The organism is Rhizobium sp. SRDI943 (assembly GCF_057653695.1).
Genome location: NZ_CM172787.1, coordinates 2,886,620 through 2,904,740 on the forward strand (window position 1 = coordinate 2,886,620; position 18,121 = coordinate 2,904,740).

The window sequence follows — 18,121 nt, forward strand, 5'->3', positions numbered from 1 at the left end:
GTAACACTTTGAATTGCTGAATAATTCCTGAAATAAATCCGATTTATGGAATCATGCAGCAGCGAAGACGGGCATCAACTCGCCACCAAAATCCTCATCACCGAGCCGTCCTTCCGCAAGAAGCACCGCTCCCAACCGCCCGAGTTCGTCGGAGGATTTTGCCGCGACAAAATTGCCGCCGGTCAGCACCGCGATGCGTGGCGACTGCGTAAATCCGGCATAGGGATAACCGGTCGGCGTGAAATTCGCCACGCAAGGCGCTGAGGTGACCGGGCAACCGGCAAGCTCCGGCATCAGTTGCAGGGCGACACCCGAGAGATGCTCACGCTCGGCAGCACTGCCGTCGGAACGGAACCACGCGCCGGCATCCTCCAGCCTGCCGAAGAAAAGCGCCTCGGTGTCGCCACCGAGTTTCAGATAGGTCTTGCCGTCGGGATAACGCACCGGCGGCAGGATATAGATGTGATCCTCTTCCCGGTCACCGAGCACGATCGTCGACGGCATATCGCCGAAGATCGCCATCTCGCGTTCGCCGATCTCGTAGAAGGCGACCGTTCGCGCCATGACCCTGATATCGACGGGACGCGGCAGCAGGGCATGGAAATTACTGAAACCGCCAGCGGCGACCAGCACGCGCTCGGCGCTGTAGCTTCTGTCGCCGGCCGTTACCTCGACATGAGAACCCGCATCACGCACCGATGTTGCGGTCGCCTCGATCAGCGAGACGCCGCCCTGTTCGGCAAGCTTTGCCTGCGCGCGCACCAGCGCCCGCGGGTTGATGTGGCCGGCGCGCTTGCGCTCGAAATATCCTGTGAAATCGGGATCGACGGCAAGATAGGGAAAACGTTGACCGAGTTCAGACGGCGCGATGATCTCGATATCGCTGCCGAGCGTCCGGCCAACCGTCAGCGCCCTTTCGATATAGTCCTGCTCGCTCTCTGGCGCTGGACCGGCAAAGAGGCAGCCGACCTCCGAATAGAAGGAGATGCCGCTCTTTGCCTCGATCTCTCGGTAGCGGTCAAGCGCGCGGGCGGCGAAGGCTCCCCACGCAAGATTGCCGTCGAAGGTGCGGGTGATGCGCGCTTCGTCGTAATGGCTGGCGAAGACGCCGTGATGGGCCTTGCGCTCCTCCGGCTCACGCGGGCCGATCAGTGCAACGCCGTCGGCCATCGAGGAGAGATGCCGTGCGGCGGCTGCACCCATCATGCCGCGTCCGATGATGATGAACCTGAAATCGACTGCCATATCCCACCTCGCTAAATTCCAGCGATACCATGGCAATCATTTTGAATCATCCAGCTTGTCAGGGATAATCGCTTCAGGCTCAGAGCATTGCCAGAACCTTGCCGCAATAGGACTTGGACACCGGGTTCATGCGCGTGGCGCCATGGCCGGCATTGTATTTGAGGATGGTGTTGCAGGTCTCGCCACCACCGAGATCATGGGCGGCAGCCAGATATTTCATGCCGTACTTGATGTTCGTTTCCGGATCGAACAGGCCCTTGGCGCTGCCGGAATAGCCCATCATGCGGGCAGTTGCAGGCTTTATCTGCATCAGGCCGATTTCACCGTGGCTGCCGCGCGCATTCGGATTGAAATTGCTTTCGATGCGGATGACCGCGGTCGCAAGCGCAACCGGTACATCATATTGGTTCGCATATTTGCTGATCAGTGCGGAATAGGAATTGCCGGAAACAATGGCGACGGCATAACCGCTCTGGCGCTCGACCGTCTTCAGCGGGCGTTCCGCCGTCTTGAGCGGACGCTTCGCCGACTTGACCGAACGCTCCGCTTTCTTCAACGGACGCTCTGTCTTCTTCGAAGGACGCTCGACTTTCTTCACCGACGCATCGGCTCGCACACCCCAATCATTCGCAAAGGCAAAGCTATTTCCCGCCAGCACCATGCCAACGCATGTTGCAGCAACAACAATCAGTTTTCTCATGTAGTCTTGAACACTCCGACCCAAAGAATTTCCGGACGGCGCGCCTCGCTGTCATAATGAATACCAGATCAAGGATCGATCGGAATTCACGGTAATTCTTATCATTTCACATAGCGCCCGTGGTTTAACTCGAAAACAACCCCGAGCACCCCTTGGCGGACGTTCTTAGACCATCGCAATGAGGAGATAATAGGGAAATGATGTGGCAGGCCGAATTTCGCGCTGCAGTGCGAAATTCGGCGTTTCAGCAATTGTCGAGGAATCAGGAATAACGCGGCAAAGCCGACAGCAGCCGGTGCAACGTGTCGATCGTCGAGAAATCGGCGATGCCATCTATCCGTTCGGGCCGAAAATGCCGCTGGAAAGCTTCCACGTCGCCTGCCGTTTTTTCGGAGAATTCGCCCGTGATTTCAGTGCCGTAACCATAGAGCGACAGCATCGACTGCAGCGCCTCGACAGGCTGGCCTGTATCGCCGCGCTGGAAGAAGCGCCCGCCGGTGATCGTTGCCGGCTCGACCCAGTGCCCGATGCCAGCCCGGTGGAGCTCGGCCCAGGGAAATTTCTCGCCCGGATCGACCTTGCGGATCGGGGCGACATCGGAATGCCCGAGCACCCGTTCCGGCACGATCGACCAACGTTTGACACAGTCGCGACACAATTCAATGACCGCGGCGATCTGCTCTTTCGGATAATCAGGGAGCCCGCCGGGGTGGCCGGCATTGGCGATCTCGATGCCGATCGACAGCGAATTGATATCGGTCTCGCCGTGCCAGTTGCTTTTTCCCGCATGCCAGGCACGCCGCATTTCCGGCACGAGCTGCACCACCTCGCCATTCTCATGCACGAAATAATGGCTGGAAACCTGGCTCTCGGCGCGAGAGAGCCAGTCGAGCGCACCATCTGCCGTCGGCATGCCGGTATAGTGCAGCAGGATCATGTCGGGACGGCGCCCGTCCGCCCGCTCGCCATGGTTCGGCGAAGGCTGCACGCGCGCGCTTCTGCAGTCGGCCTCGAAAGAGGTCATGCTGCGCGGCGTTCCTTCTCGATCGCCTCATAGGCCGCGTTCAGCGCCGCCATGCGCTCATTGGCGATCACATGGAATTCCTTCGGCACGCCACGCGAGATCAACCGATCGGGATGATGTTCGCTGACGAGGCCGTGGTAACGGCGGCGGATGGTCGGGAAATCATCCGAAGGCGAGACGCCGAGCACCTTGTAGGGATCGCCGCCGGACGAGACGTGGCGGGCGGCAATCTGCTCGAAGCGGGTCTCGCTCATCTGAAAGATCTCGCCGATATGGCGCAGGAAATTCAGTTCCTTTTCGTGAATCAGCCCGTCGGCCTTGGCGATGTGGAAGAGGCCGTCGAGCACGTCTTCCAACACTGGGCAATTGGCCGCACAGGTAACGCAGAGCGTGGAGAGCCGTTCGGCATAGGCTTCGTAGCCGGCGACGTCCTGCCGCGCGAGGTTGTAAAGCCTGGCGACATTCTTCGCCTGATCCTGCGGAAACTCGAAGATTTCGCGGAAGGCTTCGACCTCCTTCTCGCTGACGATCCCGTCGGCCTTGGCCATCTTGGCCGACAGAGCGATGATCGCCACGGAGAAAGCCACCTTACGCCGGGTCTCGGGATCGCCTTCAAAAACCGTGCGGATAGCCTCGACCACCGCAGACAGCGCATTGCCTGCGGTATTGCCAATGGCATTCAACAGTTTTTCCCAGAAGGACATCGAAAATCTCACACACTTGTCAACTTATAGAGAAACAGCTTGACCAAAGAATCGTAGCCTTTGCAAGGCGACTATTGGTCGTAGGGCCGAACACAGTTTTCACGATTTGGTAATTGTCGCACCGCAGCAAACGATTCATCACGCCCACTTTCATCTCGCATGAGGGCATGGCCGGCGGTCGCCGGCATTGCCCTGGCACCTGGTTCCAGCGCGCGCGACGGAAATTTCCATGGGAATTCCCGTCGCGTAGACCGGGCCTGAAACGATTATATCAGCACTTCCCGTCGCCTTAGCGGTCCGACACGGCAGAGTGGCGCATTTTTCGTAAATTCTTTACTTTACAGGGCCCTTTCCCTGCCGCATCCATGCGCTAGCTAACGCTGCCGCACCGAAACACCGTAGGAGGGATCATGGCCAAACAGAAAGTCGCAATGCTGACCGCCGGAGGCCTGGCGCCCTGTCTTTCATCCGCCGTCGGCGGCCTCATCGAACGCTATAGCGATGTCGCGCCCGAGCTCGAAATCGTCGCCTACAAGTCGGGCTACCAGGGTGTGCTCCTCGGCGACAGCATCGAGATCAACCGCGCGATGCGCGAAAAGGCGCCGCTTCTGCACCGCTACGGCGGCTCGCCGATCGGCAATAGCCGCGTCAAGCTCACCAATGCCGCCGACTGCGTCAAGCGCGGCTTGGTCAAGGAAGGCGAGAACCCGCTGCGGGTCGCCGCCGAACGCCTCGCCAATGACGGCATCACCATTCTCCACACGATCGGCGGAGACGACACCAACACCACGGCCGCCGACCTTGCCGCCTACCTCGCCGCCAACGGCTACGACCTCACCGTCGTCGGCCTGCCGAAGACTGTCGACAACGACGTCGTGCCGATCCGCCAGTCGCTCGGCGCCTGGACGGCCGCCGAAGTTGGCGCGCATTTCTTCGACAATGTCGGCAACGAGCAGACGGCTGCCCCCCGCACCCTCGTCATCCATGAAGTCATGGGCCGCCATTGCGGCTGGCTGACGGCCGCCACCGCCCGCGCCTATCTCCAGCGCACCAGCCGCAACCAGTATGTCGACGGTCTGATGATGGACGCGCACCTGAAGAGCATCGACGCCGTCTACCTGCCTGAGATGGCCTTCGACCTCGACGCCGAGGCCGCCCGGCTGAAGGAAAGCATGGATCGTAACGGCCACGCCACCGTCTTCGTCTCGGAAGGCGCCTGCCTCGACGCCATCGTCGCCGAGCGCGAAGCCGCCGGCGAGACCGTCAAGCGCGATGCTTTCGGCCATGTGAAAATCGACACGATCAATGTCGGCGGCTGGTTCCAGAAGCAGTTCGCCAATCTGCTCGACGCCGAGCGTTCCCTGGTGCAGAAATCGGGCTATTTCGCCCGCTCGGCGCCCGCTAACGGCGATGACCTCAGGCTGATCCAGAGCATGGTCGATCTTGCCGTCGAAAGTGCGCTCAATAAAGTCTCCGGCGTCACCGGCCATGATGAAGGCCAGAACGGTAAATTGCGCACTATAGAATTCCCGCGCATCAAGGGCGGCAAGGCTTTTGACCTTTCGACGGCATGGTTTGCCGAAGTCATGGACAATATAGGCCAGAAATACAAAGAAGCGTGATTGACGGATGGTTAATATGATGTCTTTGCTTGTTCCTGAGGAATAGGAGGAGACACCATGTCACTTGAAGCTTGGCTCGCTTTTGCGGCCGCATCCGCCATCATGCTGGCCATACCGGGGCCGACGATACTGCTCGTCGTTTCCTATGCGCTCGGTCATGGACGCAGGACGGCGTTCGCGACGGTGGGCGGCGTGGCGCTTGGTGACTTCACGGCGATGACGGCTTCCCTCTTCGGTCTCGGCGCCGTTCTGGCCGCCTCCGCGACCCTCTTCACCGTCTTGAAGTGGATCGGCGGCGCCTATCTGATCTGGCTGGGAATCAAGCTCTGGCGGGCTCCTATCATCGGCGAACCGGTTGCCGACAACGACAACCTGCCGGAGGAGAAGTCCCTGAAGATCTTCCTCCACGCCTATGTCGTCACCGCCCTCAATCCGAAGAGCATCATCTTCTTCGTCGCCTTCGTGCCGCAGTTCCTCAATCCGGCCCTGCCCTTCGTCGGGCAGATGGCGATCATGGAAGCGACCTTCCTCGTGCTGGCGATCCTCAACGCTTCCACCTACGCCTTTCTCGCCCATAGCGCGCGCGGACTGATTCGCAAGGCGAGCGTCCAGCGCGCCGTAAACCGCACCGGCGGCACTCTACTGATCGCTGCAGGGGCCGTAACGGCCGGGTATCGCCGTATTGCAGCCTAGTAATATTCCGTGGTTGCCGGAATGCCACGAATAGGTTAATGGGGTCACCAGGGGCTTAGGCTTTTGGTAACTTTTATACGCTGCCGGGGCGGCGCGATTTCATGAAAGTGGCGGAATGGTAGCGATCGGATTATCCGGCCTGAAACGCAGTCTTGTCGTCTCGACGATACTCTGCGGCGTGATGACGGGATGCACGAGCGTCGAGTATACGTCCCAAGCCGAACTGACAGCCGCCCAGACCGTCGTTCCGATGCCGAAACCCGGTGAAGATGCAACACTCGCCGCGATCCCGACAGCCGAAGGCGCAGCCGGTCAGGCGGTGGCAGGGGCCACCATTCCCCAGGCATCCCCTTCTCTGACCGCAACAGCGATGCCGGCCGTGACAGCCTCTCAGCCTGGCGATCTTACCATGCAGCCGACGGCCTATGCGCAGATCCCGCTGACGCCGGAAATGACGGCGATCCAGTCCGTCGTGCCGACGCCGCGTCCGGGAACGCCGGCCCAGCCGACGACGCAGCTTGCCTTTGCCGCGACACCGCAAAACAGCGCGCTTGCAGCACTTGCCGCCGTCGACACCACGCCGCGCGCCAGTATGGACTACGGTTTCGACGAATCCGGGCCGATCGATCCGCCGACGGCGCCGCCGATGTTCAGCGACGACGACAGAGACGATGCGCCGACCGTCGAGAAGAGCTTTGTCACCAAGCTCATCCAGAAATATTCGAAAATCTACGAAATTCCCGAGACCCTGCTCCATCGCGTCGTCCATCGCGAGAGCCGCTATAATGCCAAGGCCTACAACAAGCGCGGCTATTTCGGCCTGATGCAGATCAAGTACAACACCGCCAAGTCCATGGGCTACGGCGGTGCCCCGGGCGGCCTCTTCGATGCCGAGACCAACATCAAATATGCCGCGAAATATCTGCGCGGCGCCTGGCTCGTCTCCGACAGTAAGGAAGACGACGCCGTTCGCCTTTACGCGCGCGGTTATTATTACGATGCCAAGCGCAAGGGCATGACCGACATCGCCCAAGGCAACTACTGAAACCGGGCAATTTCTGAAACAGGGGTGACGGCTGAAACGGCGGCCTATGGCTGCGGCTGGGCTTGTCGTTGCGATCCGGCCTGCTGTTGCGCGCCCGATTGCGGCAGGGCCGTCAGGATCGCCTTCAACAGCGTCTGGGGCTGGTAGTCGAGCCGGCTCGGTGTCAGGCCAAGCCTGACGACCACCAGATTGGCGGAAGGCACGATCGCCACGCTCTGCCCATCGTGGCCCGTCAGCCAGAACGTATCCTCAGGCAGCCCGGCCTCAGCGCTCGAGCCGCCGGGTGCTAGCCAGGCTTGGCCCTGCGTATACCGGCCGTTTGAAGCCGCCGTCGGGGTGCGCATGGCGCCGACAAAACCCTCCGGCAACAGTCGCTGTCCGTTCCACACGCCGTCTTGCAGCAGGAACTGCCCAAAGCGCGCCCAGTCATGCGCCGTCGCATAAAGATAGGAGCTTCCGGCAAACGTGCCGCGCGCATCGAGTTCGAATACGGCGCTCGTCATGCCGAGCGGGGCAAACAACGCGTCGTGCGGATAGGAAAAAGCCGCCTGAGCATTGCCGACCCTGTCCATCCAGATGCGCGAGAGCAGCACGGCCGTGCCGCTAGAATAGCGGAAGCGTTGGCCGGGCGCTGCCTCCATCGGTGCATTGGCCGGCAGCGATACCATGTCGGTATCGAGATAGAGCATGCGCGTGACATCGGCGACGTCGCCATAGTCTTCGTTAAAGGCAAGGCCGCTCTCCATGCCGAGCAGATCGGAAACCTTGATTCTGGCGCGCGCATCGTTCTTCCACTGCGCCAACAGGTTATCATCGTCGAAGGAGACCTTGCCGCCAAGCATCAGCCGGCCGAGGACTGCCGCATTCACGGTCTTCGTCATCGACCAGCCGATCAACGGCGTCTTCGCCGAGAAGCCGGGGCCATAGGCCTCAGCGACGATGCGACCATTGCGCACCACCACGATCGCCCGCATTGCCGGGCCGGCAATTCCGGCATCGGCAAGCAGCGCGGCGATCTTCCCGTCCGCCGGATTGCCGGTCCCCTCGCCCTCCGGCCACAAGGCGTCATTCGCCTGCATTTTGGCCGGCGGATCGAAGGGCGCTGCCTTCGCAGCCGCCTCGAAATTGCCGTCCGGGACGCTCGTGCAGCCGAAAGCGCCGCGATAGAGCGCATAACTCGGCGCAAACAGTCCCATGAAGCGCGCCGTCACGCGATCGTTGTCGGGGTCGACGCTGACACGCACCAGCCGCAGTAGCGGATTTCCAGGCGCCTGGACGTCGTCATGGAGCACATCCTCCGCCTCCCGGCCGGCGATGAACACGTTGGAGCAGACGATCTTGGCGGCATAACCGTCGCCGACGCTGAGCAGTTCCGGCGGCCGGATGAAGAGCCAGCCGGCGGCAGTGATGACGAGGAGAACGAGAAGGAGAGCAAACGCCTTCAGGATACGCAGGACAAATCGCATGGCATTCCTCCATGCCGGGAGAGAAGCAGGAATCACACGCGCCGGAAAGGGGCCGAAGCGAAGAAGGACCATCGTCCCGATCACTTTCCCAGGAGTGCCATTCCGGTCGCTCTCCGGAGGAGGCCGAAGCCTCCCAGGAACGGCTCCCCACAGCCCGCGTCATCAAACTGTAGCAGAGGCGCGCTACACGCCCTGAACGCTAAAAAGGTGACAGACTCATGTCAGAATTTGCACCGGATGCCGGCTTCCGCAAGAACCGGAAACTCAAGGATGCCCTTCTCCGCCATAAGGCCTTTTCGAAGGATGGCTTTTCCGAGCGTCTCTTCGGCCTTCTTTTCTCCGGCCTCGTCTATCCGCAGATCTGGGAGGATCCGGATCTCGACATGCAGGCGATGGAGCTGAAGCCCAATCATCGCATCGTTACCATCGGCTCCGGCGGCTGCAACATGCTCGCCTATCTCTCCAAGGCGCCGGCCTCGATCGACGTCGTCGATCTCAACCCGCACCACATCGCGCTGAACCGCCTGAAGCTTGCCGCCTTCAAACATCTTCCAGGTCACGCCGATCTCGTCCGCTTCCTGGCAATGCCGAACGAGAAGTCGAACAGCCGTGCCTACGACCAGCATCTTGCCGCCCGCCTCGATGAGGCAACCCGCAGCTACTGGAACGGCCGCAAGTTCGGCCGCCGCCGCGTCACCGTTTTCGATCGCAACATTTACGAAACGGGTCTGCTCGGCCGCTTCATCGGCGCGGCCCACCTTCTTGCCCGCCTGCATGGCGTCAAACTGCGCGAGATGACCAAGACCCGCTCGATCCGCGAGCAGCGCCAGTTCTTCGACGAGCAGATCGCGCCGCTCTTCGAAAAGCCGGTCGTGCGCTGGATTACCGGCCGTAAGAGCTCGCTCTTCGGCCTCGGCATTCCGCCGCAGCAATATGACGAACTCGCAAGCCTTGCCGCCGATCATTCGATCGCACCGGTGCTGAAGCATCGCCTGGAAAAGCTCGCCTGTCATTTCCCGATGAGCGACAATTATTTCGCCTGGCAGGCCTTCGGCCGCCGTTACGGCACCGAAGCGGAGGGCCCGCTGCCGACCTATCTGAAGTCGGAGCACTATCAGGTGATCCGCGCCAATGTCGACCGCGTCAACGTTCACCACGCAAGCTTCACCGAGCTTCTGGCCCGCGAGCCGGCCGCCTCGCGCGACCGCTACATTCTGCTCGACGCGCAGGACTGGATGACGGACGAGCAGCTGAACGACGTCTGGACGGAAATCACCCGCACGGCGCGCGAAGGCGCCCGCGTGATCTTCCGCACCGCCGCCGAAAAGAGCATCATCGAAGGCCGCCTGGCTCCGGCGATCCGCGGCCAATGGGATTACTTCGAGGAAAAGTCGCGTGAACTGACTGCGCTCGATCGCTCGGCAATCTACGGCGGCTTCCACATCTACGGGAAGAAGGCGTGAGCAAGGTCGGTACTGAGACGGCAGGACAGAGCGACCAACATGCCAGCCTCATGGATGGCATGTACCGCTACCAGCGGCACATCTACGACCTGACCCGCAAATATTATCTTCTCGGCCGCGACAGCACGATCCGTAATCTCGACGTGGCCGAAGGCGGCAGCCTTCTGGAAGTCGGCTGCGGCACCGGGCGCAACATGGCCTTCGCCCACAGGCATTTCCCGACCGCCAAGCTGTTCGGCCTCGACATTTCCCAGGAGATGCTGATTTCGGCACGCAAGACCTTCGCCACCAAGGCGACGATCCCGGAATTCCGCGTCGCCGACGCCACGGCATTCACACCGCATGAATTCGGCGTCAGCGGCTTCGACCGCATCCTGATCTCCTATGCCTTGTCGATGATCCCGGACTGGGAGCGCGCCGTCGATGCTTCGATCGCCGCACTCAATCCCGGCGGCCAACTGCACATTGTCGATTTCGGCCAGCAGGAAGGCTTGCCGGGCTGGTTCCGGCGCATGCTGCAGTCCTGGCTTGCGAAATTCCACGTCACCCCGCGCCCCGATCTGCGCGAGGTCCTGGAAGCGCAAGCCCATGAAAACAACGCGACATTGGTGTTCGATGCCGTCGGCGGCGGTTATGCCTGGCGGGCAGCTATTATCAGCAAGCGCTCATAATTCGCTTGAAACTAACCGATTTTTTACGTTGATATGGTGAAAAGAGGGTTATCCTCTGCTGACTCGTCTTTTTCGAAGGTCAGGTTGTGGGGCAAAGAGATCATTCGAGCTACGACGGGACGCCCATGCGCCGGCTTTTGTTTTGCGTTTTGCCCCTGGCCATCATGCTGGCCGGTTGCAGTTCCTCCGGTTATGACTACCTCGAAACGGCGTCGATCAAGCCGAAGACGCGCTTCAAGGATACCGATCCGCAGGATTTCGGTCCGAAGCATCCGCAGCAGAACCAGGTCCACGGCATCGATATTTCCAAATGGCAAGGCGATATCGACTGGGGCACGGTGAAGAATTCCGGTGTCGCTTTCGCCTTCATCAAGGCAACCGAAGGCAAGGACAGGGTCGATCCGCGCTTCGACGAATACTGGCGCGAAGCCCGCGCCGCCGGCATCCCGCACGCTCCCTATCATTTCTATTATTTCTGCTCTTCGGCCGATCAGCAGGCCGACTGGTTCATCCGCAACGTACCGAAGGAGGCCATGCGCCTGCCGCCGGTGCTCGACGTCGAATGGAACGCCGAATCGAAGACCTGCCGCTACCGCCCCGACGCTGAAACGGTGCGCGCCGAAATGCAGCGTTTCATGGACCGGTTGGAAGCCTATTACGGCAAGCGCCCGATCATTTATACCTCGGTCGATTTCCACCGCGAAAATCTCGCCGGCTACTTCCAAGATTATCATTTCTGGGTTCGTTCGGTGGCGAAACACCCCGAGGTAACCTATTCCGACCGCCGCTGGGCCTTCTGGCAATATACCTCGACCGGCGTCATTCCCGGCATCAGCGGTCCGACCGATATCAATGTCTTTGCCGGCAGTGCAAAGAACTGGAACAATTGGGTCGCAGCCGTTTCCAAGGATAGAAATTCTTAGTAACGTCCTGCGATGTTTCTTGCTTCCGTCACATTCATCTGTGAAAGCGACGGGAAATCTTTTTGATATAAGGACCGCATCCAATGCACCGCTCGCTCGCAAGCCGCTCTGCACTCGCCCTCCTGTTTGCGCTTGCCCTCGCCGGCGGCGCGGCCGCCCAGCAGGCGCCTGACGCAGCCCCGGCCGCACCCTGCGGCGGCGATCTGTCCGCCTTCCTCGAAGGTGTCAAGAAAGACGCAGTCGCAGCCGGCGCCAGTGCGGCAGCCGCCGACGAGGCGTTCGCCGGCGCCGAGATCGACCCCAAGGTCCTGAGCCGCGACCGTGCCCAGGGTGTCTTCAAGCAGACCTTCCTCGAATTCTCCCAGCGCACCGTCAGCCAGGCCCGCCTCGACATCGGCCGCCAGAAGATGAAGCAATATGCCGACGTCTTTGCCCGCGCCGAGCAGGAATTCGGCGTCCCCCCGGGCGTCATCACCGCCTTCTGGGCGATGGAAACCGATTTCGGCGCCGTCCAGGGTGATTTCAACACCCGCAACGCCCTGGTGACGCTGTCGCATGACTGCCGCCGCCCGGAACTCTTCCGCCCGCAGCTGATCGCCCTCGTCGAGATGGTTCAGCACGGCGACCTCGACCCCACCACCAATACCGGCGCCTGGGCCGGCGAGATCGGCCAGGTGCAGATGCTGCCGCGCGACATCATCGCCTATGGCATGGATGGCGACGGTGACGGTCATATCCGCCTGAAGCAGAGCGGCCCGGACGCCATCCTGACGGCGGCGAAATTCATCCAGCATCTCGGCTTCGAGCGCGGACAGCCCTGGCTGCAGGAAGTGACCGTGCCCGATAACCTGCCCTTTGAGAAGTCCGGTCTTGGCGGCACGATGAAAGCGGGAGAATGGTTCGCGCTCGGCGTCAAGCCGCGCGACGGCAATACCGCCTTCGGCAACTTGGAAGGCGATCTCGTTCTGCCACAAGGCCGCATGGGACCGGCTTTTATCGCCTATCCCAATTTCAAGATCTATCTCGAATGGAACAAGTCGTTCATCTACACGACCTCGGCCGCCTATTTCGGGACACGCCTTTCGGGCGCCGAACCCTATCTCAAGGGCGTGCCGGAACAAGGGCTTGCCAGCGACCAGATGAAGGCGCTGCAGACCAAACTGCAGTCGCTCGGCCATGATGTCGGCGAGATCGACGGCATCCTCGGCTCCGGCACACGTGTCGCGATCCAGAAGGAACAGCAGCGCCTCGGCATGCCGGCCGACGGCTGGGCGACGCCTGCCCTCCTCAACGCCCTCTGATCCCAGCTGACACCCTGCCGCCGCTCGCTTCGCAAGAAACGGGTGGCGCCGTTCGCCGCCTGCGCTAAAGCATCAAGCGAGCGGCTTGCGGTGGAGGAATCGGCGTGGACAGCAGGATGAATGCCTGGACCTGGGGTCTGCTGGTCCTGCTCGGCTTGATCTGGGGCGGCTCATTCTTCTTTGCCCGCATCGCCGTCCAGCACGTGCCGCCGCTGACCCTCGTCTTCTTCAGGCTGCTGCTCGCAGCGCTGGCGCTGCATATCTATATCGCCGGCCGCTTCGACTTCTATGCGATCCTCAAAGCCCGCTGGCGCGAATTCCTGATCCTCGGGCTCATCAACAATGCCCTGCCGCATGCGCTGATCTTCTTCGGCCAGACCCGCATCGGCGCCGGTCTTGCGGCGATCCTGAATGCGACGACACCGATCTGGACCGTGCTGATCGCCAACTACTTCACCTCAGACGAGAAGCTGTCGCCGGCAAAGATCGCCGGCTGCCTGGTCGGCCTGGCCGGAACGATCGTGCTGATCGGCCCCGGCATGTCGGCCGGTGGCGAAGCCCCGCTCTGGGCGCTGCTTCTTCCCGTGCTTGCTGCGATCTCCTATGGTTTCGCCGCCACTTACGGAAAACGCTTCAAGAATGTTCCCGCCCCTGTTACCGCAGCCGGCCAGTTGACCGCCTCTTCGCTGATTGCGCTGCCGCTGTCGCTGCTGGCCGATCGCCCCTGGGCGCTTGCCGCACCGCCGCTCGATGCCCTCCTCGCCATCCTGGCACTGGCGCTGCTGTCGACCGCCTTCGGCTACATCCTCTATTTCCGGATCATGGCAACGGCCGGCGCCACCAATGCCTCGCTCGTCACCCTGCTGGTGCCGCCGAGCGCCATCCTTCTCGGCGTGCTCTTCCTCGGCGAAAGGCTGGCCCTGAGCGAGTTTGCCGGCATGGCGCTGATCGGTTTCGGCCTCGTCATTCTCGACGGCCGCGCCTATCGCCTGCTGGCCAAGGCCGCCTAAAGCCGGTTGCGAATTCCACATGTTTTCAACCGGTTGCGATCCCGCCATGTTTTGGGCGCATAGGTAAATACGCAATCGCCTGATTTAACGGCATGTTAAATTGTGTGAACAAAAATTTGTTGAGAATTATCGATTTATTTCAAAAGCTTGCGAGAGCACTATTCGACTTATCCACCGAACCCTTCTGCAGCGCAGCATAAGATCTGCTTCCCAACCGACATATTTCAGACATATTATTGGCCGGTTAACGCGAGGAGACAGACATGGGACTCACGCAATCCTTGAATGTTCTGTTGGTCAGTGCAGCGTTTGCTTTCGTCTTGTCCATGCTCTTCATCTGAGCTGGCCGACGAAAGTCTGATGACTGATAGTGCCTAAACTCCTGAATAGCTGATCAATCCGCCAACGAAAAAGCGCATGTCCCGCCCGACATGCGCTTTTCACTTTTACAGCGCCGCGTGTCCTTCAGACGCGCAAAGATCAGGCGGCAGCGCCAGCACTTTTTGTTTCGCGGCGGGGGCGGGAGAGGCCGAGATTGTCGAGCACGGCGGAAACCAGCGGCGCACGGTTCATCGTATAGAGATGGAAGTCGTGGATGCCGCGCCGGACGAGATCTTCGATCTGTTCGGCAGCGACTTCGGCGGCGACCTTCGCCCGCTCCTCGGGCTTGTCGTCGAAGCCTGCAAAGCGCTCGTCGAGAAAGGCGGGGATAACAGTGCCGCAGGCCCCGGCGAAGCGCTTCAGCTGCGTCAGGTTCTGGATCGGCATGATGCCGGGCACGACAGGGATCGAGATGCCGGCGCCGCGCACCCGCTCCAGGTAGCGCTCGAAATTGTCGTTGTCGAAGAAGAACTGCGTCAGTGCCCGGTCGGCGCCATTGTCGGCCTTGCGCTTCAGCATGTCGATATCGGCCGCCGTATCGCGGCTCTCCGGGTGTTTTTCCGGATAGGCGGAAACCGAAATCTCGAAATCGCCGATTTCCTTCAGGCCGGCCACCAGCTCCGCCGCATTGGCATATCCGCCGGGATGCGGCTGGTAGGGCACGCCGGCACCACCGGGCGCATCGCCGCGCAGCGCCACGAAATGCGTCACACCGGCTTTGCGGAACGTGTCGACCACCTGATGCGTCTCTTCCTTGGTCGCGCCGACGCAGGTGAGATGCGAGGCGGTGGCAAGCGGCGTCTGCGACAGGAACCGCGTGACGGTGGTCAGCGTCGGCGCTCTGGTGGTGCCGCCGGCGCCATAGGTCACCGACACGAAATCCGGGTCCCAGTCCTGCAACTGGCTGACGGTATGCCAGAGCTGCCCTTCCATCTCCTCCGATTTCGGCGGGAAGAATTCGAAGGAGACCCTGATGTTGCGGCCGCGCACTTCGTTTTTCAAAGCCATGTTATACCCTCCCGGCAAATGTAGGTTCGGCGCCTTCGCTCGTCTGCGAAGCCATGAGGCGCCTCGGATCGCGCGCGAGCCAGACGGTGACCGTCAACCCCTGCCCGCTTTGCTGACCCGGATGAAGATCGACGACCTGCTCGACGTCGAGCCCGGCCTTGCGTAACCAGTCGGACATCGCCTGGTGCGAAAAACCGAGACGGACATGCGCATGCTCGCCGCGGAGATATTCGAGCGTGTGCGGCGCAAGGTCGATGACCACGAGCCGGCCGCCCGGCCGGAGCATGCGCGCCGCTTCCGCGATCGCAATCTCCGGCTGATCGAAGAAATGCAGCACCTGATGGATCGTCACCAGATCGAAGTCCTGTCCCTCGAAAGGCAGGTTCAGGATATCGGCGTGCCGCACGGTGGCCTTGGTGATGCGGGACTTGTCGAGATTGGCGCGGGCCACGCTCAGCATGTCGCGGCTGGCATCGACGCCGGTCGCCCTGCGGTAGAGCCCGGACAGGAGTTCGAGGATGCGGCCGGTGCCGGTACCGAGATCGAGCAGCGAGTCGATCGGCTGGCTGCCGAGCAGCCGGATGACGGCAGCGTCGACCTCCTCATCGGCCGCATGCAGGCGGCGAAGTTCGTCCCATTCGGCCGCGTTGCGGCTGAAATAGGCCTGTGCCCGCTCGGCGCGCTGGCGCTTGACCAGCGAAAGCCGCTCGCCGTCGCGAAGGATGGTCGGATCGTTCTCGGAAACATGCTTCAGCAACGCCCGCACCAGCATGGCTGCCTTACCGTCCTGCTTGAGGCGGAAATACGCCCAGGCGCCCTCCTGGTAGCGTTCGATCAGTTCGGCCTCGCCGAGCAGCTTCAGGTGGCGGGAGATGCGGGGCTGGGATTGGCCGAGAATTTCGGTAAGATCGGTCACCGTCAGATCGCCGCCGTCAAGAAGCGCCAGAAGACGCAAGCGCGTGGGCTCGCCGGCCGCCTTCAAGACGTCCACCAGCGCATCCAGTCCAAGCTTCAAGGGTTCGCTCATCTTCGATCCAATCAAGATATAAAGATATCTTTATGTGATTTGAAAAGCGGTGGCAAGCGGCAATTCGCACTCTCCGCGAAATTGGCTGCTCAGATTGCGACAAGGCGCGACATGAAAAAGCCCCGGCCGAACCGGGGCTTCCGCAAGCAAAAATGAGTGAAATCAGCGGGTCAGGCGCTTGTGAGCCTGGCTGCCCGGGTTGAGGGCGTCGGGGCCGAGACGGCGAACCTTGTCCTGTTCATAATCCTCGAAGTTGCCTTCGAACCATTCGACATGGCCGTCGCCTTCGAAAGCCAGGATATGCGTCGCCAGACGGTCGAGAAACATGCGATCGTGGCTGATGATGATGGCGCAGCCGGCAAAGTTCTCCAGCGCGTTTTCCAAGGCACCCAGCGTTTCCGTATCGAGGTCGTTGGTCGGTTCGTCGAGCAGCAGAACGTTGCCGCCGGCCTTCAGCATCTTGGCAAGGTGAACACGGTTGCGCTGACCACCAGAGAGATTGCCGACCTTCTGCTGCTGGTCGCCGCCCTTGAAGTTGAAGGCGCCGCAATAGGCACGGGAGTTCATGTCGAACTTGCCGAGCTTGATGATTTCGGCGCCGCCGGAGATTTCCTCCCAGACCGTCTTGTCGGCCGCAAGGGTGTCACGGCTCTGGTCGACATAACCGAGATGCACGGTCTCGCCGATGCGGATCGAACCGCCATCCGGCGTTTCCTGGCCAGTGATCATCCTGAATAGCGTCGTCTTACCGGCGCCGTTCGGGCCGATGATGCCGACGATGCCGCCTGGCGGCAGCTTGATCGACAGGTCGTTGATCAGCGTGCGGCCCTCGAAGCCCTTGGTGATGCCGTCCATCTCGATGACCACCTGGCCGAGGCGCTCGCTGACCGGGATGATGATCTGTGCGTCGCCGGGACGCTGCTTCTCGGCGGCATCCACCAACTGCTCGTAGGACTTGATACGCGCCTTGGACTTGGCCTGACGGGCTTTCGGGCTGGACGCGATCCATTCCTGTTCGCGGCTGATCGCCTTCTGGCGCGATGCATCTTCGCGGCTTTCCTGCAGCATCCGCTTGGCTTTCGCCTGCAGGTAGGCCGAATAGTTGCCTTCGTAGGGAATGCCACGGCCGCGGTCGAGTTCGAGGATCCAGCCGGTGACGTTGTCCAGGAAGTAGCGATCGTGGGTAATCATCATCACGGCGCCCGGATAGTCGCGCAGATGTTTTTCGAGCCAGGCGATGGTTTCGGCGTCCAGGTGGTTGGTCGGTTCGTCGAGCAGCAGCAGATCCGGCTGCGAAAGCAGCAGGCGGCAGAGCGCGACACGGCGTCGCTCACCACCCGAAAGGCTGGTGACATCGGCGTCACGCGGCGGGCAGCGTAGCGCTTCCATCGCCATTTCGACCTGGCTTTCCAGATCCCAGAGGTTCTGGCTGTCGATGACGTCCTGAAGCTTGGCGCCCTCTTCCGCCGTCTCATCGGAATAGTTCATCATCAATTCATTGTAGCGATCGAGGACAGCCGTCTTCGAGGCAACGCCTTCCATGACGTTCTCGAACACCGTCTTGTTTGCATCGAGGTGCGGCTCCTGCTCGAGGTAGCCGACCGTCGCACCTTCGGCGAGCCAGGCTTCGCCGGTATACTCCTTGTCCTGGCCCGCGATGATGCGCAGTACGGTGGATTTACCCGCGCCGTTCGGACCGAGGATACCGATCTTGGCATCGGGGTAGAACGAAAGGTGGATATTCTCCAGGATCTTCTTGTTGCCATAGGCCTTGTTGAGGCCGGACATATGATAGATGAACTGACGTGCCATGCTGCGCTGCTCCGGGCGGGAAACTT

At 61.2% G+C, this 18,121-nt stretch carries 16 protein-coding genes; 8 read left to right on the forward strand and 8 right to left on the reverse strand.

Annotation, left to right across the window (positions count from 1 at the left end):
* Window positions 1-51: 51 nt before the first annotated feature.
* From AC245Y_RS14920 to AC245Y_RS14935, 4 genes are all read right to left on the reverse strand, one after another.
* Window positions 52-1,245, reverse strand: a complete 1,194-nt coding sequence (locus tag AC245Y_RS14920; RefSeq protein WP_012758297.1) for an NAD(P)/FAD-dependent oxidoreductase — start codon at window positions 1,243-1,245, stop codon at window positions 52-54.
* A 79-nt stretch (window positions 1,246-1,324) separates the two neighbouring features.
* The gene (locus AC245Y_RS14925) at window positions 1,325-1,945 is read right to left on the reverse strand and encodes a lytic transglycosylase domain-containing protein (RefSeq protein WP_012758298.1); all 621 of its coding nucleotides are present in this window, start codon (window positions 1,943-1,945) and stop codon (window positions 1,325-1,327) included.
* Window positions 1,946-2,207: 262 nt separating this feature from the next.
* Window positions 2,208-2,969, reverse strand: a complete 762-nt coding sequence (locus tag AC245Y_RS14930; protein WP_012758299.1) for an N-acetylmuramoyl-L-alanine amidase — start codon at window positions 2,967-2,969, stop codon at window positions 2,208-2,210.
* Window positions 2,966-3,673, reverse strand: coding sequence for a J domain-containing protein (locus AC245Y_RS14935; RefSeq protein ID WP_003561040.1), 708 nt, complete (start codon window positions 3,671-3,673; stop codon window positions 2,966-2,968). The genes AC245Y_RS14930 and AC245Y_RS14935 overlap by 4 nt, the downstream gene beginning before the upstream one ends.
* 410 nt (window positions 3,674-4,083) lie before the next feature.
* On the opposite strand from AC245Y_RS14935, the gene AC245Y_RS14940 reads away from it, so the two are divergent.
* The 3 genes from AC245Y_RS14940 (at window position 4,084) to AC245Y_RS14950 (ending at window position 7,033) form a co-directional block, all read left to right on the forward strand.
* A complete protein-coding gene (locus AC245Y_RS14940) occupies window positions 4,084-5,295 on the forward strand; it encodes a pyrophosphate--fructose-6-phosphate 1-phosphotransferase (RefSeq protein ID WP_017994726.1) in 1,212 nt (403 codons plus the stop codon).
* 57 nt (window positions 5,296-5,352) lie between these two features.
* Window positions 5,353-5,988: a LysE family translocator gene (locus AC245Y_RS14945; protein ID WP_017994727.1), complete on the forward strand. Its 636-nt coding sequence runs from the start codon at window positions 5,353-5,355 to the stop codon at window positions 5,986-5,988.
* Between the two features lie 115 nt (window positions 5,989-6,103).
* Window positions 6,104-7,033, forward strand: a complete 930-nt coding sequence (locus AC245Y_RS14950) for a lytic transglycosylase domain-containing protein (RefSeq protein ID WP_017994728.1) — start codon at window positions 6,104-6,106, stop codon at window positions 7,031-7,033.
* A gap of 44 nt (window positions 7,034-7,077) precedes the next feature.
* Here the strand turns inward: AC245Y_RS14950 and AC245Y_RS14955 are convergent, their stop codons facing one another.
* Window positions 7,078-8,499, reverse strand: a complete 1,422-nt coding sequence (locus AC245Y_RS14955) for a serine hydrolase domain-containing protein (RefSeq protein WP_017994729.1) — start codon at window positions 8,497-8,499, stop codon at window positions 7,078-7,080.
* A 218-nt stretch (window positions 8,500-8,717) separates the two neighbouring features.
* Between AC245Y_RS14955 and AC245Y_RS14960 the strand changes: the two genes are divergently transcribed.
* From AC245Y_RS14960 to AC245Y_RS14980, 5 genes are all read left to right on the forward strand, one after another.
* On the forward strand, window positions 8,718-9,962 hold the full coding sequence (locus AC245Y_RS14960; protein ID WP_012758304.1) for a BtaA family protein: 1,245 nt from the start codon (window positions 8,718-8,720) through the stop codon (window positions 9,960-9,962).
* Window positions 9,959-10,633, forward strand: coding sequence for a class I SAM-dependent methyltransferase (locus AC245Y_RS14965; protein WP_017994730.1), 675 nt, complete (start codon window positions 9,959-9,961; stop codon window positions 10,631-10,633). Before AC245Y_RS14960 ends, AC245Y_RS14965 begins: the two co-directional genes overlap by 4 nt.
* A gap of 125 nt (window positions 10,634-10,758) precedes the next feature.
* Window positions 10,759-11,556: a glycoside hydrolase family 25 protein gene (locus AC245Y_RS14970; protein ID WP_017994731.1), complete on the forward strand. Its 798-nt coding sequence runs from the start codon at window positions 10,759-10,761 to the stop codon at window positions 11,554-11,556.
* Between the two features lie 83 nt (window positions 11,557-11,639).
* Window positions 11,640-12,857, forward strand: a complete 1,218-nt coding sequence (locus AC245Y_RS14975; RefSeq protein WP_017994732.1) for a lytic murein transglycosylase — start codon at window positions 11,640-11,642, stop codon at window positions 12,855-12,857.
* 104 nt (window positions 12,858-12,961) lie between these two features.
* The gene (locus tag AC245Y_RS14980) at window positions 12,962-13,867 is read left to right on the forward strand and encodes a DMT family transporter (protein ID WP_012758308.1); all 906 of its coding nucleotides are present in this window, start codon (window positions 12,962-12,964) and stop codon (window positions 13,865-13,867) included.
* A 480-nt stretch (window positions 13,868-14,347) separates the two neighbouring features.
* Here the strand turns inward: AC245Y_RS14980 and metF are convergent, their stop codons facing one another.
* The 3 genes from metF to ettA form a co-directional block, all read right to left on the reverse strand.
* Window positions 14,348-15,256 carry a methylenetetrahydrofolate reductase [NAD(P)H] gene (gene metF, locus AC245Y_RS14985; protein WP_017994733.1) on the reverse strand — a complete coding sequence of 303 codons (909 nt, stop codon included), beginning with the start codon at window positions 15,254-15,256 and terminating at the stop codon, window positions 14,348-14,350.
* A gap of 1 nt (window position 15,257) precedes the next feature.
* Window positions 15,258-16,283: an ArsR/SmtB family transcription factor gene (locus tag AC245Y_RS14990; protein WP_012758310.1), complete on the reverse strand. Its 1,026-nt coding sequence runs from the start codon at window positions 16,281-16,283 to the stop codon at window positions 15,258-15,260.
* Window positions 16,284-16,445: 162 nt separating this feature from the next.
* Window positions 16,446-18,095, reverse strand: coding sequence for an energy-dependent translational throttle protein EttA (gene ettA / locus AC245Y_RS14995; RefSeq protein ID WP_012758311.1), 1,650 nt, complete (start codon window positions 18,093-18,095; stop codon window positions 16,446-16,448).
* Window positions 18,096-18,121 lie beyond the last annotated feature (26 nt).